General features: G+C 57.3%; 14 protein-coding genes. 11 read left to right on the top strand and 3 right to left on the bottom strand.

Annotation, left to right across the window (positions count from 1 at the left end; translation table 11 throughout):
- Positions 1 to 1,053 precede the first annotated feature (1,053 nt).
- The 11 genes from MTX78_RS14145 (at position 1,054) to MTX78_RS14095 (ending at position 21,863) form a co-directional block, all read left to right on the top strand.
- Positions 1,054 to 4,221 carry a SusC/RagA family TonB-linked outer membrane protein gene (locus MTX78_RS14145; protein ID WP_243795372.1) on the top strand — a complete coding sequence of 1,056 codons (3,168 nt, stop codon included), beginning with the start codon at positions 1,054 to 1,056 and terminating at the stop codon, positions 4,219 to 4,221.
- A gap of 17 nt (positions 4,222 to 4,238) precedes the next feature.
- The gene (locus MTX78_RS14140) at positions 4,239 to 5,705 is read left to right on the top strand and encodes a RagB/SusD family nutrient uptake outer membrane protein (protein ID WP_243795370.1); all 1,467 of its coding nucleotides are present in this window, start codon (positions 4,239 to 4,241) and stop codon (positions 5,703 to 5,705) included.
- Between the two features lie 54 nt (positions 5,706 to 5,759).
- Positions 5,760 to 8,303 (top strand): zinc-dependent metalloprotease, encoded by a 2,544-nt coding sequence (locus tag MTX78_RS14135; protein WP_243795368.1) that lies wholly within the window; start codon positions 5,760 to 5,762, stop codon positions 8,301 to 8,303.
- A 186-nt stretch (positions 8,304 to 8,489) separates the two neighbouring features.
- Positions 8,490 to 10,157 (top strand): peptidase dimerization domain-containing protein, encoded by a 1,668-nt coding sequence (locus MTX78_RS14130; RefSeq protein ID WP_243795366.1) that lies wholly within the window; start codon positions 8,490 to 8,492, stop codon positions 10,155 to 10,157.
- Positions 10,158 to 10,395: 238 nt separating this feature from the next.
- Positions 10,396 to 11,511, top strand: a complete 1,116-nt coding sequence (rhaT, locus tag MTX78_RS14125; RefSeq protein ID WP_243795363.1) for an L-rhamnose/proton symporter RhaT — start codon at positions 10,396 to 10,398, stop codon at positions 11,509 to 11,511.
- A 298-nt stretch (positions 11,512 to 11,809) separates the two neighbouring features.
- Positions 11,810 to 14,923: a SusC/RagA family TonB-linked outer membrane protein gene (locus tag MTX78_RS14120; protein WP_243795357.1), complete on the top strand. Its 3,114-nt coding sequence runs from the start codon at positions 11,810 to 11,812 to the stop codon at positions 14,921 to 14,923.
- A gap of 26 nt (positions 14,924 to 14,949) precedes the next feature.
- The gene (locus MTX78_RS14115) at positions 14,950 to 16,488 is read left to right on the top strand and encodes a RagB/SusD family nutrient uptake outer membrane protein (protein ID WP_243795355.1); all 1,539 of its coding nucleotides are present in this window, start codon (positions 14,950 to 14,952) and stop codon (positions 16,486 to 16,488) included.
- Between the two features lie 117 nt (positions 16,489 to 16,605).
- Positions 16,606 to 18,606 carry a rhamnogalacturonan lyase gene (locus MTX78_RS14110; RefSeq protein WP_243795353.1) on the top strand — a complete coding sequence of 667 codons (2,001 nt, stop codon included), beginning with the start codon at positions 16,606 to 16,608 and terminating at the stop codon, positions 18,604 to 18,606.
- A 368-nt stretch (positions 18,607 to 18,974) separates the two neighbouring features.
- The gene (locus MTX78_RS14105) at positions 18,975 to 19,736 is read left to right on the top strand and encodes a rhamnogalacturonan acetylesterase (protein WP_243795352.1); all 762 of its coding nucleotides are present in this window, start codon (positions 18,975 to 18,977) and stop codon (positions 19,734 to 19,736) included.
- Between the two features lie 32 nt (positions 19,737 to 19,768).
- Positions 19,769 to 20,599 carry a rhamnogalacturonan acetylesterase gene (locus MTX78_RS14100; protein ID WP_243795350.1) on the top strand — a complete coding sequence of 277 codons (831 nt, stop codon included), beginning with the start codon at positions 19,769 to 19,771 and terminating at the stop codon, positions 20,597 to 20,599.
- Between the two features lie 271 nt (positions 20,600 to 20,870).
- On the top strand, positions 20,871 to 21,863 hold the full coding sequence (locus MTX78_RS14095) for a 2-hydroxyacid dehydrogenase (protein ID WP_243795344.1): 993 nt from the start codon (positions 20,871 to 20,873) through the stop codon (positions 21,861 to 21,863).
- A gap of 161 nt (positions 21,864 to 22,024) precedes the next feature.
- Here the strand turns inward: MTX78_RS14095 and MTX78_RS14090 are convergent, their stop codons facing one another.
- From MTX78_RS14090 to MTX78_RS14080, 3 genes are all read right to left on the bottom strand, one after another.
- Positions 22,025 to 22,999, bottom strand: coding sequence for a glycoside hydrolase family 43 protein (locus MTX78_RS14090; RefSeq protein WP_243795342.1), 975 nt, complete (start codon positions 22,997 to 22,999; stop codon positions 22,025 to 22,027).
- A gap of 88 nt (positions 23,000 to 23,087) precedes the next feature.
- Positions 23,088 to 24,470, bottom strand: a complete 1,383-nt coding sequence (locus MTX78_RS14085) for a glycoside hydrolase family 88/105 protein (protein ID WP_243795340.1) — start codon at positions 24,468 to 24,470, stop codon at positions 23,088 to 23,090.
- A 57-nt stretch (positions 24,471 to 24,527) separates the two neighbouring features.
- Positions 24,528 to 25,865 carry a rhamnogalacturonan acetylesterase gene (locus MTX78_RS14080; RefSeq protein ID WP_243795339.1) on the bottom strand — a complete coding sequence of 446 codons (1,338 nt, stop codon included), beginning with the start codon at positions 25,863 to 25,865 and terminating at the stop codon, positions 24,528 to 24,530.
- Positions 25,866 to 26,032: the final 167 nt, after the last annotated feature.

Here is a 26,032-nt window from a genome sequence, read left to right as displayed (position 1 = left end):
CACTCTCCTGCTCGTTTGTAAAATAATTGTTGGCCTCATCGGTTGCCCTTCTCAAATAGGGGCAAAGAAAAGTTCAGTTTCCTGGGGTTGAAGCAAATCACCGGATAGGTGGCCCGCTTAGGTGCTTGCCGTTGCGTGTGCCAATCCAAAAGCCTGCTATCAGCAGTGCAACGAGGTAAGCAGGCCGCAAGCTGGGCAAGTAATAAGGGGCTTTCATGCTACCTACTATATACCACAATAAAGCTGGAAACCAAAGCACCCCAAGGCTTCCAACTATGTGCCCACTGACTCTAGCCGTTTCAGTTGAAGCGTCTGCACCGCATGTAGCCCGCGGTACTTATGTCTGACCAACGCACGAGCGGCAGCCTAGCCTTGCTTTGCAGTAAGGCTACTACAGACAACGCTTGCTGACAGAATGCAGCGACTATAGAGAGAAAAGAACAGTACGTTACCGTAATGCGTGAGGGGCTGCTGCCAGCTACCCTATAACAAGGAGGATACAGTGGAGCTGTACATGGTATGCACACGATTGCAATGAAAAGCGTCTTTGATTGCTGCATTTGTAACGAATCAATAAAATTTATGGAAGATTTGCACAATAGTTAATTAATCATTAACATTGTCATAAGTCGCTTTTGCACTGCTCTGCTCCACGCTGGGTATCAGCTGAGTGACTACAACTGCCAGAATCCGCGCGTTTAGCAGTTCACGGTCGCTACCGGAACAGCTTGTGAGGTACTCCCACCTACCTCTGTCATCCACGCCCTGCCAGGATACGTCCTAGGCACCATTCTACCCCGTTGCCTGAGGCACGCCCACTGCCTCGTTTTAGCTGTACGCACCGTGCGTGTTCGGCTTCGCTACGTCCTAAAAGCAGTTTTTCCTTTCTCTCGGCGATAGACTCGCCTGTCTTGTGTGGGGCCTTCCTTGTAGGCTCCGTGTGCCCCTTGCGTGGGGTGCAGCTGCGCCTGCTTGTTGGACTGTGCTGTGTTGTCAACCCCTCGGCTCCGTGAGCCGCTTGAAAACTAATGGATTCACCTACTCTTCAGAAGCATGAAAAAACCTTTACTGGTTGTCCTGGCGCTGCTTCCTTTGGCGGAAGCTAGTGCGCAAAGCCAAAAGATTACGGGCAAAGTAACAGAAGCCAACGGTTCTCCACTGCCTGGCGTGACGGTGCTCGTGAAGGGAACCACGCGGGGAGGAGCCACTTCCATGGATGGTACGTTTGCGTTGGAAGGAGACCCAAACAGTGTCTTGGTATTCTCCTTTCTAGGGTACAAATCGCAGGAAGTTTCGGTGGCGGGGCGCTCCTCTGTGTCGGTGACCATGGGGGCCGACGCCAAAGCCCTGGACGAAGTGGTGGTGGTAGGGTACGGCACCCAAACCAAAGCGGAATTTACGGGCTCCGCAGCCCGGGTTTCGGGTTCAGCTGTGAAAGATATGCCCGTGCAGAGCTTCGACCAGGGGTTGGCGGGCAAAGCCACTGGGGTCAGTATTGGCCAGCCCAACGGGGTGCTCAACAACGCGCCCGTTATTCGGATTCGGGGAATTAATTCTATTTCGCTCAGCTCGTATCCGCTGGTGGTGGTAGACGGTATTCCGGTGAATACAGGCAACGCGTCGGGCAGCACGACGGTGGCCAACAACCCATTGGGCGACATCAACCCGGCGGATATCGAAAGCATTGATGTGTTGAAGGATGCCGCTTCCACAGCTATTTACGGCTCCCGGGCCGCGGCCGGCGTGATTCTTATCACCACCAAAAGCGGCAAGGCCGGCAAGCCTCGCGTGACCTACGAAGGCTGGGCCGGGGTAACCGAGGCGGTGCGCCTGCCTACCATGCTGAATGCCGAGCAGTTTATGCTTATCAAGAACGAAGCCGTTCTAAACTCTAAAATCCTGACGGGCAACGCCAACAACGCTAGCGTGCCCTCAGCTTCGTTCTTCCCGACATACAACGACGATGGCTCTTTGGTGGACACCAATTGGTACGATGAAGTGTACCAAAAAGGCTTCTCGCAAAACCACAGCCTGAGCGTATCGGGCGGTTCGGAAAGTACAAAATACTATTTCTCCACCAACTACAGCGACCAGAAAGGCATCCTCAAAACCAACGAATTTACCCGCAAAGCTGTGCGCTTCAACCTGAGCCACAAGCTGACGCCATGGATCAGCTTATCAGGCAACGCCAACTTCAACAACAGCCTGAACTCCTCACCCAACACAGGCTCTTTGGAAGGCAACGCTTTCGGGATTGTGGGCTCGGCTCGGCTGGCGTGGCTTTCGGCCCCCAACGTGTACGCTCGCAACCCCGATGGCTCCTACAACCTGAGTGCCGCCAACACGCTGGGCATGGGCAACAACACGGTGGCCAGCAACTTCTACAACCCCGTGCCGCTGCTGGACCTCAACAAGTACACCTCGGAAAACGACCGGATTATTAGCAGTTTCTCGGCTGATTTCACTCCGCTCAAGGGGCTGGCGTACCGCCTAAGCTATGGCATCGACCGGCTCAAAATTGAAAATCAAACCTTTGAAAGCGCGGTGCATGGCCCGGGTTACGGCACGCCCACGAGTGGGGGCAGAGCCAGCAACGCCAGCCTACTGATCGACAACTGGAACCTGACGCACACGCTCACCTACCAGCTGCCGCTGCCCTCCAATCAACACAGCGTGTCGGTTCTGCTGGGCTACGACGTGCAAAAGTTCAACAACTCGTCGTGGGGTGCCACGCGCTCCATCTTGTCGGATGCCTTCTTCAACGATTTTCAGGGCAGCTACGGCAGCATAGTACCGGCCAACAACTTCCTGAACGAGCGGGCGTTTGCTTCGGTGTTTTCGCGCCTCACGTATGATTTCAACAAGCGGTATTTCCTGACTGTCAATTTCCGGCGCGACGGCAACTCGGCGCTGGGAGCGGGCAAGAAGTACGGCAACTTCGGGGGCGTATCCGGTGGCTGGTCGTTGGCGGAAGAGCAGTTCTACCAGAACTCGGCGCTGGCTGAGGTGCTTACCAACGTGAAGCTGCGGGCGAGCTGGGGCAGGGTGGGCAACGGCAACTTGTCGAACAGCTATGGCTCGTTGTCTCTCTATAATTCGGCGCTATACGGCTCGGCGGCCACCTGGATTTTCAGCCAGGGCGGCAACTCGGACTTGGGGTGGGAAACCAGCAAGCAAACCAACGTGGGCGCCGACCTGGGGTTGTTCAACGACCGGGTGCGGTTCGACCTGACGTATTACCGCAACAACGTGGACGGGCTGATCCTAAACGTGCCTCAGACGCCGTCGAAAGGCATTCCGAATAGCGCCATTCTGATGAACGTGGGCTCTATGTACAACCGGGGGCTGGAAGTGGGTGTCAACGCCGATATCATCAATGCTGGCAAGTTTACGTGGAGCTCCAACTTCAATTACACCACCAACAAAAACCGGGTAACGGCTTTGTTTGGCAACGGGTCGGAGATTGTGGGTACCACCAGCGCCACGGCCGAAACCAGCAACATCACGCGGGTGGGCTACTCGGTGGGGAGCTTGTACGGGGCCAAAACCGACGGCGTGAACCCGGCCACCGGCCAACGCATCTTCATCAACCGAAACGGCGAACAGGTGCAGTACAGCCACGCCGTGGCCTCGGGCCAAAGTCGCTGGACGTACCTGGATGGCTCCCCGGCACCCGCCATCAGCGTTTCCGATTATTACCTGCTTGGCAACGCACTACCCACATGGTATGGGGGCTTCAACAACACGTTCAAGTATGGCAATTTCGACTTGGGTATCAACTTCACGTACTCGGGCGGCAACTACGTCATGAACGGGACGAAAGGCACTTGGCGCGACCAACGCTTCTGGAACAATTCCACCGAAGTATTGGACCGCTGGACCACCGAAGGGCAGATAACCGACATTCCGCGGGTGGTGATTGGGGACTTGGTGTCGAACGGTTCGTCGTTTCCGATTTCAGAAAATGTAGAGAAGGCCGACTTCCTGCGGCTGCAATCGGCGGCGTTGGGCTACACGGTGCCGGCGGCTTTGTTTGGCAAGTCGGGCGTTAGCTCGGTACGGGTGTACACGCAGGTGTTCAACGCCTTCCTGATCACCAACTACTCGGGCACCGACCCCGACATCTCCTCGAACGGGAACAGCAACACGACGCCCGGCGTCGACAAGAATTCTATCCCGCAAGGCCGCACGTTTACGCTGGGCCTGAACGTCGGATTTTAACCTTTATGCTGCAACAGATGAAGACGATAACCGCACGCAACTTCCGCCCAGCGAAGCCGCACAAACTAGCCTGCCTGCTTCTGCTGGCCTGTACCTTGTGGGGCACCAGCGCCTGCAACGAAGACAAACTGCTGAATCCGGCGCCGGATACCTCCTTGCCCGACGCCAACCTGTTCGACACGCCGGCCCGCGTACTGGGCCAAGTAAATGGCTTGTACTCAGCGCTGAAAGTGGGCAATTTCTACGGTGGCCGCTACCTGATGCTGAGCGACATTCGGGGCGAAGAGTTTATCAACCGGCTGCAAAATGTGTTTACTGGCTACGACGCCTGGAACCACACCATCAATTCCGGGTCCAATGACGCCCTCACCACTTGGAGCGCGGCCTACGTGGCCATCAACTCCTCGAATTTGGTGATAGATGGCTTGGCGGCACACTCCGGTGCGGTGGAAGCTGCCTTGGCAGCGCAATATGTAGGCGAAGCCAAGTTTGTGCGGGCCCTGAGCTACTTCAGCCTGATTACGTTCTATGGGCAGCCGTACGTGAAGGATGGTGGAGCTTCGCCGGGGATACCGCTGCGGCTGCAAGGCCAAACCACTTCCGCCAACAACGACATGGCCCGCAGTACGGTAGGGGAGGTGTACGCCCAAATCATCAAGGACTTGAACGAGGCGGAAGCCGCCTTGCCGGTTACCTATGGCACGCCGCTGCTCAACACCACCCGCGCCCACCGCAACGCAGCCATTGCGCTCAAAACGCGGGTATACCTGACCATGGGCCAATACGACAACGCCGTGACGGAAGCCCGCAAGATTGTTTCGGCTGCCACGCCTTTCAAGGCCAGTAGCGGCGTGCAGCATCAGTTGCAAGCTAGCATCAGCACCGTGTTCAACTCCGATTACACCACTACGGAAAGCATTTTTTCCATGCCCATGACGGAGCTAGACAACATCAGCGGCCAAAGCTCGCTGGGCTACGAGTACACCGTCAATCAGGAATATAACCTGAACCCAACCGGCATTCTAGGCAACGCTACCTGGCGGGCCACCGACGAGCGCAAAACCATGCTCCGCACCGCCGGCACCTTGCTTTACCTAACCAAATACAAGAAAGCCAATCCCTACCTAGATTATGTACCGGTTATCCGCTACTCGGAAGTGCTGCTCAATTACGCCGAAGCCTTAGCCAAAAGCAGCACCCCCAATCTGCCGCTAGCCACCAGCTTGCTAACCGCTGTGCGCCAGCGCTCCGACGCCAGCTACGTATTTCCGGCCGCCACTACCGCTACAGCCACCGCCTTGGTAAATGCTATATTGGTGGAGCGGCGCATCGAGTTGTTGGGGGAGGGGTTCCGCTCCAACGATTTGCTGCGCAACATGCTGCCCATTCCAGCGAAAGGCACTGCGCCGTCCGTGGCGCCCACGCAGCCCGAGTACATCTTCCCGATTCCGAACGCCGAAATATCCACCAACAAGCTACTTTGATACAGCTCCGCGCTAGTGCATAGCACGCCACTCCTCTCTCAAACTTCCCAACTCATGATGAAAACAAAGTACCTGCCAGTAGCCCTTCTCTTAACCCTCCACCACCCAGCCCCCGCCCAAAACGCCCCCGCAGGGCAAGCGCCACCCACCAGCAAGTCAGAGGCAAAACCGTCCACCAGTATTTCCGCTTTCACGCAGGGAATGAAGAAATACGAGGGCTACTTTCCTTTTTACTACGACGAGAAAACCGGCAAAATATTTCTAGAGGTCGACAAGTTCAATCAGGAGTTCTTGTACTTCAGCTCGCTGACCGAAGGCGTGGGCATGGGCGGGCCAGAGAAGGGGCAGGCGTCGTCGTCGATTGTGAAGTTTGTGCGCATGGGGCCGAAGGTGATGCTGCTGGCTCCCAACTATAATTACCGCGCCGTCACGAAGAACGTGGACGAGCAAAAATCGGTGGCCAGCGCCTTTGCCAAGTCCGTCATTTGGGGCTTCACGGCCGCGGCCACCGAGGGGGACAAAGCATTGGTGGATTTCACGCCCTTCTTGGTGCGCGACAGCCAAAAAATTGGTGACCGGCTGGGCGCACGGTCGTTTGCGGGGTTGCGGGGCGCGCCCGCTCCGGCCGCTTCGGCGGCGCCCTACCGCTTCGATGAGTCTCGCTCGGCCGTGCTGCTCGAAAACACCAAGAACTTCTCCAAGAACACCGAGTTTGAGGCCATGGTCACGTTCACGGGCGGCGCTACGGCTGGGGGGCGGGGCTTCGGAGGCGGCTCGGAAATTGCGCCCGACCCGAACTCGATAACGGTGAACATGCACCAGTCGTTGGTAGAACTGCCCGACAACAACTACAAGCCCCGCAAATTCGACCCGCGCAGTGGCATGAACATGTTCAGCTACATGGACTTTTCGGCCCCAATGACCGAGCCGGAGCTGGTGCGTTTCTCGCGGCGGCATCGCTTGGAAAAAAAGAACCCCCGGGCCGCTATGAGCGAGCCGGTGAAGCCCATCATGTACTACGTGGACCGCGGCGCACCCGAAAAAATCAAGAAGGCGCTGATTGAAGGCGGTTCCTGGTGGAACCAGGCGTTTGAGGCAGCCGGTTACAAAAACGCCTTTCAGATTCAGGAGCTACCCGTTGGCGCCGACCCCATGGACATTCGCTACAACGTAGTGAACTGGGTGGACCGGGCCGGCAACCCCCGCGCGTTTTCCTACGGCTCGTCGTACATCGACCCGCGCACCGGCGAAATCATGAAGGGCGTGGTAACGCTCGGCTCCGACCGGCACCGGCAAGATTATCTGATTGCGGAAGGCCTGTTGCAGCCGTACGGTGGCAAAGGCAATACCGACAAAATGGAGCAGTTGGCCCTAGCTCGTATTCGCCAATTATCGGCTCATGAAATCGGGCACACGCTGGGCTTCTTTCACAACTTCGCGGCTAGCCCTAAAGGCCGAACTTCGGTGATGGATTATCCGTTTCCGCGTTTCTCGCTCAAGGCTGATGGTACCGTGGACGTGTCCGACGCCTACGATGCGGGCATTGGCAGTTGGGATAAGCGGGCGGTGGTATGGGGCTACCAAGACTTCCCCAAAGGCACCGACGAGGATGCGGGCCTAGAGAAAATAATGCAGGAAACCCTCAAGCAGGGCCACCTCTTCATCCCGGATATTGGCGGCTACACGCACCCCACGTCGCACCAATGGGACGACGGCGAAAACGCTATTACCCAGCTTACCAAGCTGATGACCGTGCGCCGGCATGTACTCGACAACTTCTCGGAGAAAGCCATTCGGGAGCAAGCCCCCATGGCGACGTTAGAGGAAGTGCTGGTGCCGATTTACCTGTTGCACCGCTACCAGATTGAAGCCACCGCCAAATCGTTGGGTGGGCTGTACTTTTCGCCGGCCGTGAAAGGCGACGGGCAGGTGCCCACGAAAATGGTAGCGCCTGCCGAGCAGTGGCGGGCCTTCGATGCACTGCTGACCACTATCACGCCGGACGCGTTGGCGCTGCCCGAAAAGCTAATTCAGATGATTCCGCCGCGCCCGTCGGGGTACACCAACTCGTCGGAGCTGTTCAGCCGCCACACCGGCCCCACCTTCGACCCCATTGCCACGGCCGAGGCGGCGGCAGGCGAAACCATTGCCTCCATTCTGAACCCCGAGCGGGCCGCCCGCCTCATTGAGTACCAAGCCCGCGACAGTCAGCAACCCGGCTTCATGCCGGTAGTGGATAAGTTGCTCACGGCCACCTGGAAAGCCCCGCTGCCGGCGGGCTACAAAGGCGAGCTGCACACCATGGTCAACAACGTGACGCTGAAGAATCTGTTGGAACTAGCCGCCGATACCAAGGCGTCGGAAAGTGCTCGGGGGCAGGCCTTGCTGAAAGTGCAGGAGCTACAGCAGTGGATGGCCGGCAAGATGCCGACCGCCGAAGCCCGTCAGAAAGCTAATCTGGCTTTCGGCCTTGCCCAGATTGCTAAGTTCAACGAAGACCCCAACAAGTTTCTGCCCGTGCCCGGCCTGGAAATGCCACCCGGCGCGCCCATCGGCATGCCCGCCCTGGATTTTCTGGGGGACGACATTGTGTATTAAGCTCTTGCTTCCAACCGAGCAGAGGCATCCGGCTTGCTAAGGACTAGACCTTTAATGCTAGAAAACTAATTCTCCTCCTCAGCTGAGGAGGGAAACTAGACTTCTAGCATCAAGTAGTGACCATGAAATGATTTAGTATGCTCAGCCTGATCCAACCACAAAAAGCCAAACTCTAACCCAAATGCTATGAAGAAGAACTTTACTTTCTTTCGCCGCTTGGTAGGCGTGGGCTGCTTGTTGGGCACGCTTGCGCTGCCCCAGCGCGGGGCGGCCCAAACGACCATGTCGCCCGCCAAGCTCGAAGCTCTCAAGAAAGAGCTGGCCACCGAGATTGACAAGCAGCAGAAAGCCACCCAGCAGATGGTGGACATGGTGTTCAGCTTCGGTGAGCTAGGCTTTCAGGAGGTGGAAACGTCGCGCTACCTAACGGGGATTCTTAAGAAGAACGGCTTCACTATCGAGCAGGGTATTGCGGGCGTGCCCACCGCCTGGACAGCGAAATGGGGCTCGGGCAAGCCGCTCATTGCCATCGGCAGCGACATCGACTGCATCCCGAAGGCGTCGCAGAAGCCCGGCGTAGCCTACCACGACCCTATTGTGGCGGGCGCGCCGGGGCACGGCGAAGGGCACAACTCCGGCGAGCCGCTGAATATCACGGCAGTATTGGCGCTTAAGAAAATAATGGAGCGCGAAAAGATTCCGGGCACGCTTATGCTCTGGCCCGGGGTGGCGGAAGAACAGCTCGGCGCCAAGGCATTCTATGTCCGCGACGGATACTTTAAAGACGTAGATGCCTGCATTTTCACCCACGTTGCCGACAACCTGGGCGTGTCGTATGGCGATGGTGGGGGCAACGGCATGATTTCCGTGAAGTTCAACTTCGAGGGGCAGGCAGCCCACTCGGCGGGTGCGCCGTGGCGGGGCCGCAGCGCCCTGGATGCCGTGGAGTTGATGGACATCGGCTGGAACTTCCACCGGGAGCACATGGAAGTAACCCAACGCTCGCACTACGTGATTCCCGACGGCGGCGACCAGCCCAACGTGGTACCCTCCAAGGCATCAGTGTGGTACTACCTCCGCGACCGGACCTACCCCAAAATCATGCAGATGTATGCCGATGCCCAGAAGATGGCCGAAGGCGCTGCCTTGATGACCAACACCACCGTCACGCACGAAGTGCTGGGCAGCGCCTGGCCCGGCCACATGAACAAGCCCATGGCCGAAACCATGTACCAGAACATCCGGACGGTAGGACTGCCCACCTGGAGCGCCGACGACCAAGTGCTGGCCCGAGCCACGCAAGTGGAAATGAAAGCGCCCAAAACCGACCGGCGCAACAAGCCCATTGATGGCCTAGCCATGAAGCTGGACACGCTCAACAAGCCCGAGGAATTCTCTATTGGGGGCGGCTCCGACGACATTGCCGATATATCCTGGAACGTGCCTACCATCGTGCTGCGCTACCCGTCCAATATTCCGGGCTTGCCGGGCCACCACTGGTCGAATGCTATTTCCATGGCCACGCCCATTGCGCACAAAGGTGTAACGGCCGGTGCCAAAGCCGAGGCCATGACACTGCTGGACATGCTGGTGAAACCGGAAATCCTGAAGGAGGCCTGGGCGTACTTCAACGAGGTGCAAACCAAGAACACCAAGTACACGCCTCTGATTTCCAAAACCGATAAGCCCGCTATTACCCTCAACGAGCGGATTATGGCAGAATATCGGCCTCAGATGAAGAAGTACTACTACAATCCGGCGAAGTATAAAACGTACTTAGAGCAGCTTGGCATCAAGTACCCCACGGTGCGGCCGGCCGATGCCTCTAAGGCCGTCAGCAGCGGCGGAGAGTAAGAGAAACTACTTTTCTACCTTGTTCTGTTCGGCAAAGTGGGGCCTGGGCATTGCTGCAAACCCGTACGCTTCGGCTCCTAGTTACTCCTTACTTGCGGAGTGGCTAGGAGCTTTTTTTGTGGGATAGAACCCAGTAGCCTGTGAAAATCAGGCGCTTCTGCGCTTTGCCAATTGCTCAGGAGAGCACAGGACAGTTTATAGTGGTATATAGGGCAGATTTGTTGAAAAGCATACGACTATGGCTGTAATCTGGGGAGTTATCTTTCACGCATTGGGCGGCTTTGCATCCGGCAGTTTCTACCTGCCTTATAAAAAGGTAAAAGGGTGGTCATGGGAAAGCTACTGGTTGGTAGGCGGCATCGTTTCGTGGCTGCTGGTTCCGTGGTTGCTCGGTTTCCTCACCATCCCGAACCTAACGGACGTGTTGCGCCAGACCGATAGCAGCACGCTGTTCTGGGTGTACTTCTGGGGCGTGCTCTGGGGGTTTGGCGGCTTAACCTTTGGGCTGGCTATGCGGTACCTAGGGTTGTCGTTGGGCATGGCCGTCATCATGGGGCTGTGCGCGTTGGTGGGCACGCTGGTGCCACCTATCTGGGGCGGCACCATGTCGCAGCTGATGAGTACCGCCTCGGGGCAGGTGACAATCTTCGGCTTGTTCGTGTGCCTGGTTGGTATCCTGATTTGCAGCCGGGCCGGCATCATGAAAGAGAAGTCGTTGTCGGCGGCCGAGAAGGGCGAGTCGATTGCCGAATATGATTTGCGGAAAGGCTTGCTGGTGGCCGTGTTTTCGGGCATCATGAGCGCCTGTTTCGCCTTCGGGCTGGAAGCGGGGCAGAAAATTGCCGACTTGGCCGTGCAGCAGGGCGCCGACCCACTCTATAAGAACAACGCCATTCTGGTGGTGATTCTGCTCGGTGGCCTCACCACCAATGCCGTGTGGTGCCTGTACCTCAACCTCAAGAACCGCACCTACACCGATTATTTCAACCCAACCTTCCCGGCGCTACGCAACATCATCTTCTGCGCTATGGCGGGCACGCTGTGGTACTTCCAGTTCTTCTTCTACGGCATGGGCGACACCAAGCTGGGCGTCTACCGTTTCTCGGGCTGGACACTGCACATGGCCTTCATCATTGCGTTCAGCTCAATGTGGGGGTTGTATCTGCATGAATGGCGGGGCGCCAACCGTGCCACCATGCGCACTGTGTCGTTGGGTATTCTGACGGTGGTGCTGTCTACCATCATTGTGGGCTACGGCAACTATTTGGGCTCCGACAACACCGAGCAAACGGCTACCTCCACTACCACCACGCCAGTAACGCAGGTGGCCGCCGAACAGCCGCAGGCCGAGTAGCAACTGCACAGGCCAGAAGGCAGTAACGCTAGCTGAAGCGCGTAGGAAGCGCAGGTACTGGTTGCTAACACAGCACATTTAGGGGTTGGGTAGTGCAAACGAGTGCACGCCCGCTTCGCCTACTATCATCCGTTCATACGCGCAAAAGAGCCCGGTTATACGCCGGGCTCTTTTGCATCTAACACAGACCTGAATTAATTATTATAAGCAGGTAAGTACGGGAAGGAACGCGCGCTGGGTAACAATAACTTCCTGAACTTTTTTCAGGCCCCTCAGCGTCAACCACACTTCACTCCGTATGAAAAACATGTACTGCTTAGCCAGATTATTGCCGTTGCTGGCAATACTGCTGTTTACGCGGTCCGTCTTCGCTCAATCGCAATCGATTTCCGGCAAAGTCACGACCTCTGATAAGAACGAGCCGCTACCGGGCGTAACGGTAGTAGTAAAGGGTACCACCATTGGGGCGGGTACCAATGCCGATGGCAGCTTCCAACTCTCGGTTCCTACCACCACCGGTAAGCTGGTTTTCTCCTTTGTTGGCTACCTAACCAAGGAAGTGGAAATAAACGGCAAAACAACCATCAATGTGAGTCTCACGGCCGATACCAAGGCCCTGGACGAAGTGGTGGTAGTGGGGTACGGCACCCAAAAGGCGGGCAACGTCACGGGTGCCGTTACGGGTATCACGGCCAAGGAAATCGAGGAACGGCCCGTCAACCGTATCGAGAATGCACTGGTTGGTCAGATGCCTGGTGTGTACGTGCAAACCCCTTCGGGTGAGCCCGGTGCCGAATTGCAGATTCGGGTGCGGGGTGCCGCCTCCATCAACGCCTCCAATGATCCGCTGTACGTAGTGGATGGTGTGCCCGTAGATAACCTGCGCGGCATCAACCCCACCGACGTAGCCAACATCGAGGTGCTGAAAGACGCAGCTTCGGCGGCTATTTACGGCTCGCGCGGCTCCAACGGTGTGGTGCTCGTGACCACCAAACGCGGCAAGAAGGGCGCGGCCAAGCTGCAGTTCTCCGGCTTCACGGGCATGCAGATAGCGGAAAGCCGCCTCGATGTGCAATCGGCTGAAGAGTGGATTCAGATGCGCAAGGAAGGCATCGACCTGGACTGGCTGGCGCAAAATCCTATCAACCGCATAGAAGACTCGCGTGAAACCCGCATTCAACGCCTGACCGTGAACGGCACGCCGCCAAGCGGCACCAACATCATCCGCTACACCCACGACCCGAAGTGGGCCTACGGCGAAGACAGCCTTTCCTACATCGACTGGCAGGATGCTATTTTCCGCCGTGCCATTATGCAGCAGTACACAGTGGGCGTGTCGGGCGGTACCGACAACATAACCTATAACGTGAACGGCTCTTTCCTGGACCAGAAGGGCATCATCATTGGGAGTGACTTGAAGCGCGCCACGCTCCGGGCCAACTTCGACGCCCAAATTCGCAAGGGAATCAAGCTGTTCATGACCCTGGCGCCCAGCATGGAGTGGAGCAGCCTGGGCCGTGTGGATGGCACCGGCGGGCAGGCCCTGAACGCCGCCCAAATGCCGCCCGTAGGCCCCAAAGAAGCGGGCATATATGTCGGCGCTGACCCCTACACTACGTATGCGTGGTCGGGCCGCTACATCAGCCCAGTGGCCGTAATGGAACGCACCCAGGCCAATGGCACCCGTACCCGCCTCAACGCCAACATGGGCTTGAACTTCGACATCTACAAGGGCCTGCAACTGCAATTGCTGGGCGCCATGGACAACGGCTATTTCCAGGACCAGCAGTTCTTCCCGACCAACTCCAGCCGCGAATGGTTTGGTGCTCCGGAGGGCTCATTGAGCCGCTCGCGCTACTACCAAACGTTCAACACACGTTACCTCTTCCAGAGCGTGTTGAACTACACCCGCACCTTCGGCGACCACAGTCTGAATGCCATTCTGGGCTACTCTGTGGAGCGCACCCGCGAAGACCGGTCCACCCAGGAAAACACCCAGTTGCCCAACGACAACACCTTCCTGTTTGACCGCAACAACTCGACCACCAACCAGAACGGTATTTTCGCCTTCAAGGAAGCTCTGTTGTCTTACTTCACCCGGGCCCAGTACGACTACAAGCAGAAATACCTAGTCTCGGCCAGTTTGCGGCGCGACGGGTCATCCAAATTCGGGTCCGACAACCGGTGGGGCTACTTCCCGGCCGTGTCGGTGGGCTGGCGTTTGTCGGGCGAGGATTTCATGCAGGACGTGACCCTCGTCAGCGACCTGAAGCTGCGGGCCAGCTGGGGCGTGACGGGCAACAACCGTATTCCCAACAACTCGCAGTTCGCCCTCTTGGGCGCAGCAAACTACCCCTTGAATGGGGTAAGCGTTAACGGGTTCAGCTCCAGCGGCATCGACAACACCAACCTGGGCTGGGAGCAGACCGCCAGCTTCAACTACGGCCTCGACTTCAGCGTGCTGCAAAGCCGCCTGCAAGTAACGGCCGACTACTACACGAAAAACACCACCGACATGCTCTATCGGGTGCCGCTGTCGTCGCTGACGGGCTTCACCCGCACGTTCGTTAACATCGGGGAAGTGTACAACCAGGGGGTAGAACTGGGGTTGACTTCCCGCAACATGGTGAAGGCCTTCGAGTGGACTACCAACTTCAACGCTTCCTACAACATCAACCGCGTAGAGCGGCTCGACTACGACAACACGCCCGTGCCCAGCGGGGAAAGCCCTGGCGGCTTTGTTAGCATCCTGCAAGTAGGAGCGCCCATCAACTCGTTCTTGCTTTACAAGGCCATTGGCGTGTACCAGACCCAAGCCGAGGTGGACACCCAGCCCAAGCTAGACAACACCCGCGTAGGCGACATCAAGTACCAGGACATGAATGGCGACGGCAAGATCACCGTTGACGACCGCACCATCATTGGCAACCCGCAGCCCAAATTCATCTTCGGTGTTACCAATAGCTTCCGCTACAAGAACTTCGACCTGAACGTGCTGGTGAACGCCCAGGCGGGCGGCGACTTGTACTCGCTGATTGGCCGCTCCATCGACCGGCCGGGTATGGGCTACCTCTACAACCACGCCAGCACCTGGAACAACCGCTGGAAGTCAGTGGACGAGCCGGGCGACGGCAAAACGCCGAGCATCACGGCGCAAAACAGCTCCCTGCTCGATTCGCGCTGGCTATATAGCTCCGACTACATCCGCCTCAAGAACATCACGCTGGGCTACAACTTGCCCAAGAAGTCGTTCTACGCCGGAGCCCGCGTGTATGTGGCCATTGAAAACGCTTACATCTGGCACAACTACACCGGCGGCTTCTCACCTGAGGCCCTGCAGGCCGGTGGCTTCGACAACGGTAGCTACCCGCAGTCCCGCACGTACACGTTTGGCTTCAACCTGTCGCTGTAACGTCCCCCATTTCAATCGCCACTCCAATGAAATCCTATAAATATTTCACTTACGCCGCAGCCCTGGGCTTGGCCGGACTGCTGACTACGGCCTGCAGCGAAGACATCCTGTATATTCCGCCGGTAGCCAACAACATAGCCGACGAGTTTTACAACAGCGAAACTCAACTCAACCAGGCCGTACTTGCTATCTACAATGGCTGCCTGTCATTGCCCGAAAACTCGTACTGGTTTTTAGCGGAATTCCGCTCCGACAACGTGGCGGCCGACGTGGCTTCGGTACAGCGCGACTACAGCGACGTAAGCAACTTCAACACCACGTCGCAAACCAATCAGCTGCAAGCTACCTGGACCGACTTATATGAAATTGTGTACCGGGCCAACATCTTGCAGGAGAAAGTCGAGCCCTTCACGTTTGCGCGCGTCGAGCAGTTCAAGGGGGAGGCGCGGTTTCTGCGGGCCTTGGCGTACTTCGACCTGGTGCGCTATTGGGGCGCCGTGCCGATCGTTGAGAAGACCTTGGGCATCGAGGAGGCGAAACAAGTGCCCCGCTCCCCGGTAGCCGACGTGTACAAGTTCATCGTGGACGATTTGACCTTCGCGGCGGCCAACCTGCCTGCCAGCTATGGTACGACCGAGAAAGGCCGGGCTACCCGGTGGGCGGCGAAAGCCTTGCTAGCCAAAGTGTACCTGACCATGTACGGCTACCCGCTGCGCCAAGCCAGCGCCCTGCCGCTGGCCAAGCAGCAGCTTGCAGACGTGTACGCCGCTGGTGGGGCCAGTACCTTCTCGGTGGCTGCGAACTTCGCCGACCTGTTCAAGTCAGCCAACGACAACAAATATGCGGTATTTGAGCTGCAATACATTTCGGGCGGCACTGGCTTGGGCAACCCTATTCCGTGGCAGCAAGGCCAGGTATTTCCTACGTTCTGGTCGCCGTTTACCGGGTTTCAAGCAGATTTCACGTTGCCTCCTGCGTTGTTCGGTGCCAACTGGCCTAAGATCGACAAGCGCAAGGCCGCAACGCTGGATTCGGTTATTCGCAACCCTACTACTAATGCCATTACGGCGGGCCGCCCACAGCTAACCAAGTTCCTGGAGAAAGGCATTACCGGCATTCAAAACCGCACCGACTACCCCAACAACTTCCCCATCATCCGCTTCGAGGATGTGGTGCTGATGTACGCCGAGGTGTTGGGCGAGGAAACCAGCGGCCCGCCCCCAGCCATGGCCCTCACGCTCATTAACCTGATTCGGAAACGCTCGGGAATCCCTGAGTACACTGCGGCTTCGCCCGAGGCTGCCTCCCGGGATGCCTTCCGGGCTGCCGTGCTGAAAGAGCGCCGCTACGAGTTCATCGCCGAAGGCCAGCGCTGGCACGACCTGGTGCGCACCGGCAATGCCATTTCCGTCATGACGGCCTTTAAGCGTAGCACCACGGGCACCACGGCCACTGGCGGCGCCAACTTCCGGCAGCTTGACGAGCACGACCTGATTTTCCCGATTCCGCTGTTGGAATTGCGGCTCAATCCTGGCTTCTGGGAGCAGAATCCGGGGTACAACTAACGGGTAGTTTCGAGTGCAATGGGCAGCTGGATAAAAGCTGCCCATTGTTTTTGGAGCTGTTGAAGCGCTAGTCCTCCAGACGACTCATTGCTATTCTTTGTGCCTACCTAATCACATATGAAGTACACCAACAAAGCAGGCTATATGTTGCTGTGTAGCGGCTTGCTGGCCGCTGGTTTTTCCACTAAGCCAAGGTTGAAATCCACGTCTCACCCTGCCGCCACGCAGCGCCAACTGGAACGGCTCGGCCGCGGCGTAGTGGCGGTAAAGCAGGAGGGAGGCGGGGTGTTTGTAAGCTGGCGCCTGTTGAATTCCGATCCGGAGGGTGCGGGGTTTCTGGTGTTCCGCCAGGCGAAGGGAGGCAAGGCCGTAAAGCTGACCAGCAAGCCCATTGCCACCAGCACCAATTGGGTCGATAAAACCGCCGATGCCACCCAAACCTACTCGTACTCGGTGCAGCTGGTAGCGGGCAAAAGCACCAGCCGCAGCCCGCAGGATGCGCCCCTTGAGCAAGCGGCCGTATGGGCGCAGAACTTTATGCGAGTCCCGTTGAAGCGCCCTGCCGGCGGTAGCGTAAGCAGCGGCACCGAAACCAGCGAATACACCTACACCGCCAACGACGCCTCCGTAGCGGATTTGGATGGCGACGGGCAGTACGAGATTGTGCTGAAGTGGGAGCCTTCCAACGCCCGCGACAATGGTTCGGCGGGCATTGCGGGGCCAGTACTGCTCGATGCCTACAAGCTCGATGGCACGCAGTTGTGGCGCATCAACTTGGGCAAGAACATCCGAGCCGGGGCGCACTACACGCAGTTTCTGGTGTACGACTTTGATGGGGACGGCAAAGCCGAAGTGGCCTGCAAAACCGCCGATGGCACCACGGACGGCAAAGGCACCATCATCGGCGACGCCAGCAAAGACTACCGGACCCTCACCGTGCCCACCGATGGCCCGCCCGTAGCCAGCCCCCGCGACAGTAAATACGGCCGGGTACTGGCGGGCCCCGAGTTTTTCACTGTGTTCAACGGCCTGACCGGAGCCGCGCTGGCCACCGCGCCCTACGCGCCCGGCCGCGACCCGCTGGGCGGCTGGGGCGGCATTGGGGGCAACGGCGGCAACGACAGCCACGGTAACCGCGCCGACCGGATGCTGGCCGCCGTAGCGTATCTGGATGGCGTGCACGCCAGCGCCGTAATGTGCCGCGGCTACTACGGCCGCACCGTGCTGGCCGCCTGGGACTGGCGCGACGGCAAGCTCACTTCCCGCTGGATGTTCGACTCGCAAGACGACAAGAACCCGTTCTCTGGGATGGGCAACCACGGCCTGAGCGTCAACGATGTAGATTTCGATGGCAAAGACGAAATTGTGTATGGCTCGATGGTAGTGGATGACAATGGCAAGGGCCTATTCAGCACCGGCCTGCGCCACGGTGATGCGCTGCACGTCAGCAACTTCGACCCTTCCACGCCCGACCTGGAAGCCTGGGGTGTGCACGAAAACGAAGAGAAAGTGCCCGGTCATGAAAATGGGCCAGGCGCCGCCATGTACGATGCTCTTACGGGCAAGGTGTTGTTTTCGGGGCTGCCAGGTCAGGATGTAGGCCGGGGTATGGCCGCTGATATTGACCCACGTTATGCGGGTGCCGAGGTCTGGGTTAGCAACCGGGAACTGGGCTTGCTTACTTGCAAAGGCGAACCTATTGGCCCCGCGCCGCGTGCCGTGAATTTCGGTCTGTGGTGGGACGGCGACCTACTGCGCGAACTGCTGGATGGCACCACCGTTTCCAAGTGGGAGTACAAGGCCGGAGCTGCCAGCACGCTGCTGGATGGCAAGCCGTTCGGGGCGGCTTCGTGCAACGGCACAAAAGCTACGCCTTGCGTGAGTGCTGACCTGTTCGGCGACTGGCGGGAAGAAGTGATGTGGCGCAACGCCAACAACGACGAGCTGCTGATTTTCACGACCACCATTCCGACTACGCACCGTTTCGTGACCCTGATGCAGGACCCCGCGTATCGGCTTGGCGTAGCCCGCGAAAACGTGGGTTACAACCAGCCCCCGCACACCAGCTACTACTTAGGTGAAGGCATGAAACCGGAAACGGCAAAAATTGGCAAGTGATTAGCCAAGCCTAATCAACATAGCATTCCATCTAATTGCAATCGTGCCAACCTAATCCGTTTGTCATGCTGAGGGCAAGCGCAGTCGAAGCATTGGGCGTGCTAATGCCTAGCACAACTAGAACGTCATGCTGAGCGGAGTCGAAGCATCTCGCGTGCTAAGGTTGTAAGACTAACCCAATAAATCAAGCGAGATGCTTCGACTCCGCTCAGCATGACAATGCCTTCCTTAGCGTCAGCACGCCCAATGCTTTGGCAAGCTTTGCAAGACTTTCTGTTCTGGTTAAGCTGACTGCGTTTTGGGCGTGTCACTTTAAATTCATTTCGAACATCCACAGCGAAGTTCAAGAGAAGCAACACCCCGCATCCATGAAAAACTTATTTGCGCTGCTCGCGCTATGTTGCGTTTTAACCGCCTTCCTAAAGCCATCCAAGCCCACGCTCTACCTTATCGGCGACTCCACAGTGCGCAATACTAACGCACCCCAAGCCGGGTGGGGCAGCCAACTCGCTAGCTACTTCGATACCACCAGAATCAGCATCAACAACAGCGCCATGGCCGGCCGTAGCACCCGTACGTTTATCTCGGAAGGTCGCTGGGACAAAGTGCACAACGCTCTAAAGCCCGGCGACTTTCTGATCATGCAGTTCGGCCACAACGAAGGCAGCGCCCCCGATACCACTAAGGCCGGCCGCCGAGGCGTGCTTAAGGGTACCGGCGAAGAAACCAAGGATTTGGTGTGGCCCGATGGCCGCCAGGAAACGGTGCATACCTACGGCTGGTACCTGCGCAAATTCATAAAAGAGGCGAAAGCCAAAGGCGCCACGCCCATGGTGGCCTCCATGATTCCGCGCAACGAGTGGAAAGAAGGCAAGGTGATTCGGGCCACCAACGACTACGGCAAGTGGGCCGCCGAAGTAGCCAAGCAGGAAGGGGTGACGTTCATTGATTTGAACAGCATCACGGCCGACAAATACGACAAGCTCGGCCCCTATGAAGTAAAGAAATTCTTCCCCGGCGACCATACTCACACCAACGAAGCCGGCGCCCGCCTCAACGCCGAATCGGTAGCAGACGGCATCAAAGCAGCCAAACGGTTGCCGCTCACTAAATTTCTGGCGAAGAAGTGAAAACCTATTTCGCAACACGCAGAACCTCACGTATGCAACACCAACCACACGAAAGCACGCAGCGCAACAAAGGAGTTTTAACCTATGGCTTATTGCTCGTGCTACTTGCTCTCTCCGCTTTCACCATCCTGCCGCAAGCTTCCAAGAAACCAACGCTGTTCCTGATAGGTGATTCGACGGTGAAAAACGGCAAAGGCAAGGGCGACGGTGGCCTATGGGGGTGGGGCAATTTCCTGCCGGCTCATTTCGATACCACCCGCCTTGCGGTGCGCAACAACGCCCTCGGCGGCACCAGCAGCCGCACGTTCCGCACCAACGGCCTCTGGGACAAAGTGCAAGCGAACATCAAGCCCGGCGACTTCGTAATCATGCAATTCGGCCACAACGACAACGGCCCGCTAGCCGACACGGCGCGGGCGCGGGGCACCATCAAAAGCAATGGCGAGGAAAGCCAGGAAATCTACAACCCCATCAAGAAGCAGCAGGAAGTGGTGCACAGCTACGGCTGGTACCTACGCCAATTCATTGCCGAGGCCAAAGCCAAAGGCGCCACGGTCTATGTTTGCTCGCCCATCCCGCGCAATACCTGGACTGCCGGCAAAGTGAACCGCGCCACCGCCGACTACGGCCTGTGGGCCTCGGAAGCGGCCAAGCAAGGCGGCGCCTACTTTATCGACCTCAACAAAATTATTGCCGACAAATACGACAAGGAAGGGGAGGAGAAAGTAAAGAGCACGTATTTCAACACCACCGACCACACCCACACCATCGAGGCCGGCGCCCGCCAAAACGCCGAATCGGTAGTTGATGGGCTGAAGAGCATCAAGAAGAACCCGCTCCTTAAGTACATGGTCAAAGCATAAGGCGGCTGGTAAGCGGCTGGTAAATAGCTGCCTGTCAACTTACGCTTGGTAGTAGCCCCGTACTGTTCGGAATGATGCGCCGCGCAACAGATTCAGAACTGCCGTTTCTGGATTTGTTGCGCGGCGTTTTGATGAACAACAAGCTTGTTCGGCAACACCGCGGCCGCTCAGTGGTACAGAAAACGTGGTTATTTGATTTACTGCCGACTTCTCAACACAATAGGGCCGGAGCGTAGTTGTTCTTTCTCGGGTTCCTTCTTACTTCCTCTGCATGACTATCACCTTCTTCAATACAAAGCCCTACGACCACCAGTTTTTCGAAGAAGTTAATCAGCAGTACGGCCATCAGCTCCGGTTTCTGGAGGTGCCGCTCAATGCCAGCACTGCTCCACTGGCCCAAGGCGCGGAGGTAGTATGCGTGTTTGTCAATGATGTGGTTGATGCGCAGGTGTTGCACCAGTTAGCTGAAAATGGAGTTCAACTGTTGGCTCTGCGGTGCGCGGGCTTCAACAACGTGGACCTGAAAACGGCCGCCGCCCTCAACTTGCCAGTGGTGCGCGTACCAGCCTACTCGCCCTATGCCGTGGCAGAGCATACTTTGGCCTTGATTTTGGCGCTGAACCGCAAAACGCACCGCGCCTACAACCGAGTCCGGGAAGGCAATTTCGCCCTCAACGGCCTCATGGGCTTCGATTTGCATGGGCGCACGGTCGGGCTTATTGGGCTAGGCGCCATCGGGTTGGTGACGGCCCGCATTCTGAAAGGCTTCGGCTGCCGGGTGCTCGGGTATGATGTGCAACCCAGCGCTGCTTCCGACGAGCTAGGCGTGGAGTTTACAGACCTCCCAACTCTATATGCTCAGTCCGACATTATTTCGTTGCATTGCCCCCTCACGCCCCAGACGTACCACCTGATCAACGAGGAGTCCATCAACCAAATGAAAGAAGGCATGATGCTCATCAACACCAGCCGCGGCGCCCTTATTGATGGACGAGCGGTGATTGAGGGCCTTAAGTGCGAAAAGATCAAATACTTGGGGTTGGATGTGTACGAAGAGGAAGGTGATTTATTCTTCGAGGATATGTCGGGCAAAGTCATCCAGGATGACGTGTTTATGCGCCTGCTCTCGTTCAACAATGTGCTTGTCACCGGCCACCAAGCCTTTTTCACCGCCGACGCCTTGCACAACATCGCGCGCATTACCCTACAGAACATCACCGACTTCGAACAAGGAAAACCGCTCGCAAACGCTGTAAAGTCCTGACGAGTGAGCATCCAAAGACAAACAGAATAGGTTTTGCAAGCAGCCTAAGTCAACCCGCTCTGAATGAAGAGCACCAGGAAGCTGCTGGTGATTATGCTCATAAAAAAGTGCGTCCTGCTAAGCAGGACGCACTTTTTTATGAATAAGGTTTTGCGTCGGTCCTATTGCTTCAATAGCACATTAAGTTCTTTCTCGGTCACCGGAAAAACGGTGCCGTGGCGCAGGCCTTTGGGGAACTGCACTTTGTCGGATACGTCGGTCCAGGTTTCAAGGTCAGAGGATTGCACCGCGCCGTATTTGTGCTCGGTGTATTTGTCGAAATACACCAGCCACTCGTTGCCAAACTTCACAGCCGTGGGGCCTTCCGCCCAATACTTGCCGGTGATGGGAGCGGAGGCTTTGCTGTACGGACCCGTAATGCTGTTGCTGAATGCTACGCGCAAGTTCTTTTGAGCCGGCTCGCGGGTTTCGTCTTTCAGGAACATCACGTAGCGCTTGCCGTCGCGCTGAATGGTGGCGTCAATAACGTTGAAGCCGGGTTCGTAGAGCAGCTTGGTATCGGAGTACGCCTTGAAGTCCTTGGTCGTGACATAGTAGATGCGGTGGTTGTAGGCCGCGTCGGCGGTGCTTTGGGTTTCGGGAAAGCGGCCCTTGATGGTGGTCGCCCAGTAGATGACGTAGGCGCCGGTGGCAGCGTCGTAGGTGATTTCTGGGGCCCAGCAGTTGCGGGCTTCCGCCTCTTTTTGCATCACGGGCACAAACTGCTGCGCACTCCAGTTGACAAGGTCTTTGGAGCTAGCATAACCGATGCCTTTGTCGTTCCAGCTTACAGTCCAAACCATGTGAAACAAACCATCCTTGCCCCGGATGATGCAGGGGTCGCGCATGAGCTTGTCTTTCGACACGGTGGGGCGCAGGAAGGTGCTGTCTTTTTTCAGGGAAGTCCAAGCGTATCCGTCGCGGCTGTAGGCGAGGTGCAGACCGTCTTCGCCGTTGCCTTTGAAGTAGGAAAACACCAGCGGCTCTCCTTTCTTGACTGGCTGTTGCGCCAACGCGGGCAGGGCAGCCAAGGCAAGCCCGAAAACACCTAGCGCGGTGCAAATACGTACGGCAACTCGATAAGTGCTTCTGTGCATTGAAAATAGGTGAGGGAGAGAAAGTAACGAGCAGAAGGAAAGCTAAAGCTTAACGGGAAAGGCAAATTATTGGTGTCAGTCAGCCTAGTTAGTTGGTTATCTGAACGGAACTGTCGTTGATTTCGGAGGGGTGAGTTTTCAGCAAACGAATGATTTCGGCGCCCGCCAAGATAACCGGGCCGTAGCCGTGGGCGGCGTACACATTCACGGGACGGTAGTAGTAGAAAGCCGGGTCGAAGCCCATGCCGGTGCCCACGCAGGTGCCTTCCACTTGCCCTTTGGTGTTGACTTTCGTGCTCACGGCATTCCAGGCCAATAGGGCCATGGGACCGTAAGCCTTAGTGTCGAGCCAGCCTTTGTTGATGCTGTGCGCAATGGCGTAGGCGTAGATGGCTGTGGCCGAAGTTTCTAGGTAAGAATCGTTGCGGTCTAGGAGCTGGTGCCAGAAGCCACTGCCGGCTTGCAGCGCAGCTAGGCTTTTTACGTGGGCCTTTAGCTGTGCTAGCATGGCAGGGCGGCCGGGGTGGTCTTCGGGTAGCACGTCCAGAATGTCAACGGTGGTCATGAGGGCCCACCCGTTGGCCCGGGCCCAGTGGAACTCGGGGTGCACGCTCATTTCCTGCACCCAGCCGTGCATATACAACCCCTTTTGCTGGTTGAACATGCGCTGCGAAAACTGCGTGTACTGCTTCACCACTTCGTCGTAATAGCGCTTCTCACCGGTAAGTTTGCCCATCTGCGCCAGGGCCGGAATGCCCATGTACATATCGTCGAGCCAGAGCGTGTTGGGCTGCGGGCGGTTGCGCGCCAAGGTGCCATCCGTCAACCGAAACTCCTTCGTCATAATATAGTTGACGAAGCCGTCGATTAGGGGGCGCAAATCGGCGGACAGGCCGGCCCGTTGGGCTTTGATCATGGAGGCCGTTAGGGCCCCGCCATCATCGAGGGCGTGCGGGTTCATGAAGCCGCGCATGGGCGTAGGCGCCTTCGGATTGGCGTTTTGGAACTCCTTGTAGTACGGCGCCAGCTCCGACAGAAACTTAAGCCGGTCGAAGGTATAGGCAGTGTATTTCTTATCGCCGGTTACTTCGCCGGCCAGCAGCATGCCCGAGTACGTAACGCCCCATTCGTAGCTGGTTAGACGGAAGTCGCCGGGCTTGATAACGGCGTTGGGGTTGAACTTGGCACTGGTGCTAACAACGGCATTGGTTTGCTTATCAACCAGCTGGGCAGGCGTGGCCGCATCCAAATACGTGTACACTCGGTCCAGTACCTGCTTCACTTCCTCGGCCTTGGTTTTGCCGTACGGCACCGGATAATCCGGCTGCAACAGGTGCAGCGGCGTGGTGGTGTCGTTGGCTTTTACTGGGGTCGTTTTTGCCGGGGCTTTCTGGGCCAGCAAGGGCGTGCCAGCCAGCAGAGTTAATCCTAATAAACCTACTGTCAGGTGCCGAGAAGAAGTTCTTTTCATATGAGGTAAAGTAGGGTGGTAGTAGTGCTTGCGGTTCAGGTGCTGCTTCGGTTAACGCTAGTTTCCGTCGGGTTTTATCACTGTATTGCGGGGGCTGTCGGCCCACGCCAGCTTATCCAGGGCATCGGGATGCGCGGGGTCAAAGGCCGGGATGTCCGATTTGAGGTACTTCGTCAAACCTAGCTTGTTGGCTTTGATGCCTTCTACCACGCACTTCGCAATTTCGTAGGCGCCGTAGGGGTTGAAGTGCGTGTTGTCGGCCAGGGCCTTCTCTTGGCCGGGGTAGGTATTGGCGGGGTAATGCACGAAAGCCTTCATCGACGCTTGTACGCCCAGCGCTTCGTAGAGCGTAGTGGTCATGGCGTTCAAATCAATTAGCGCCACACCTTCTTCTTGGGCCACTTTGCGGGCCGCGTCGGGGTAGTCGCCGAGGTTGTTCACGTTTTTGCCTGTTGCCTCGTCGAAGTTGCGGCGGGCCGTGGACGTCACGATAACTGGAATGCCGCCCTTCTTTTTGGCTTCGCGCACGAAGAACTGTAGCCGCTCGGTGTAGGATTTGTAGGCGCCGTCATTAGGGCCTTTTTCCTTCTGGTCGTTGTGTCCGAATTCTACGAATAGGTAGTCGCCGGGCTTCATCACGCTCAGCACCTTGTCGAGGCGGCGCGAACCCAAGAAACTTCCCAAACTCAGGCCTGATTCGGCGTGGTTAGCAATGGCGACGCCCGGTTTGAAGAAGCGCGGAATCATCTGGCCCCACGCGGCCCACGGCTCATCGTCCTGGTTGACGACGGTGGAGTTGCCGGCCAAAAAAACCGTTATGGCGTTAGGAGCCGGCGTTATTTCTAGGGCGTTGAGGCACGTGGCCGCGCCGTTGAATTCCAGCGTGAGCTTGTTGTCCCAATCCAGCTTGCCTACTTCCCGCGGCTTCAAACCCACCGTCAGGGTGTCGTTGATGCGGCGGTTTTTGATGTTAATCGTGAAGGTTTCGGTGGTGAAGTTGCCGGGCGCGGTTTCCGTCTTTTCCAGCAGCAAACGGCGTGATTCTGCCTTCACCATCGTCGAAGCCCGCTTCTTTAAGTCGCCAAGCTTGACGGTCACGTTGTAGTTGCCTTCCGGTAAATCCACCGAGAAATAAAAGGGTTTGTCACTGGTCACGAAATCACTTTTCAGCGCATCCTTACCCTTGCGGTCCACGGCTGAAACGGTGGTGTTGAAGTCGAAACCGTAGCCGCGCTCCTCGGAGTACGTGGCGGAGGGGAGTACCTGCCGATAACCGGGCGCTACGCTACCGGCGCCAAAATCAAACTTGTAGCTCGTCTTGCCCGACTGCGCCGCGACGCCCGAAGTGAAAAGCACGCCAAGGAAAGCGGCCGGCAGGAAAAGAGTACGGTTCATGGAAGAGTGGTAGGTGACGTCATTAAAAGTACTATCCGTCCTGTAGTCCGCCTGCCTGTACTGTCATGCTTAGGTGAGGGGCTTTTCGGAGCTAGAAACAGGTGAGTGCAGCTCGTCCGCTGAGCAGGAAACGCAAACTTCATGTAACCTACAGCCCAATAATCTAG

Origin of the sequence: Hymenobacter tibetensis, assembly GCF_022827545.1 — a bacterium.
GTDB lineage: Bacteria > Bacteroidota > Bacteroidia > Cytophagales > Hymenobacteraceae > Hymenobacter > Hymenobacter tibetensis.
This window is presented reverse-complemented; position numbering and strand designations above follow the sequence as displayed.

Coding starts and splice junctions, on each gene's coding strand:
- MTX78_RS14145 (WP_243795372.1), top strand. CDS start 1,054: ATGAAAAAACCTTTACTGGTTGTCCTGGCGCTGCTTCCTTTGGCGGAA.
- MTX78_RS14140 (WP_243795370.1), top strand. CDS start 4,239: ATGAAGACGATAACCGCACGCAACTTCCGCCCAGCGAAGCCGCACAAA.
- MTX78_RS14135 (WP_243795368.1), top strand. CDS start 5,760: ATGATGAAAACAAAGTACCTGCCAGTAGCCCTTCTCTTAACCCTCCAC.
- MTX78_RS14130 (WP_243795366.1), top strand. CDS start 8,490: ATGAAGAAGAACTTTACTTTCTTTCGCCGCTTGGTAGGCGTGGGCTGC.
- rhaT (WP_243795363.1), top strand. CDS start 10,396: ATGGCTGTAATCTGGGGAGTTATCTTTCACGCATTGGGCGGCTTTGCA.
- MTX78_RS14120 (WP_243795357.1), top strand. CDS start 11,810: ATGAAAAACATGTACTGCTTAGCCAGATTATTGCCGTTGCTGGCAATA.
- MTX78_RS14115 (WP_243795355.1), top strand. CDS start 14,950: ATGAAATCCTATAAATATTTCACTTACGCCGCAGCCCTGGGCTTGGCC.
- MTX78_RS14110 (WP_243795353.1), top strand. CDS start 16,606: ATGAAGTACACCAACAAAGCAGGCTATATGTTGCTGTGTAGCGGCTTG.
- MTX78_RS14105 (WP_243795352.1), top strand. CDS start 18,975: ATGAAAAACTTATTTGCGCTGCTCGCGCTATGTTGCGTTTTAACCGCC.
- MTX78_RS14100 (WP_243795350.1), top strand. CDS start 19,769: ATGCAACACCAACCACACGAAAGCACGCAGCGCAACAAAGGAGTTTTA.
- MTX78_RS14095 (WP_243795344.1), top strand. CDS start 20,871: ATGACTATCACCTTCTTCAATACAAAGCCCTACGACCACCAGTTTTTC.
- MTX78_RS14090 (WP_243795342.1), bottom strand. CDS start 22,999: ATGCACAGAAGCACTTATCGAGTTGCCGTACGTATTTGCACCGCGCTA.
- MTX78_RS14085 (WP_243795340.1), bottom strand. CDS start 24,470: ATGAAAAGAACTTCTTCTCGGCACCTGACAGTAGGTTTATTAGGATTA.
- MTX78_RS14080 (WP_243795339.1), bottom strand. CDS start 25,865: ATGAACCGTACTCTTTTCCTGCCGGCCGCTTTCCTTGGCGTGCTTTTC.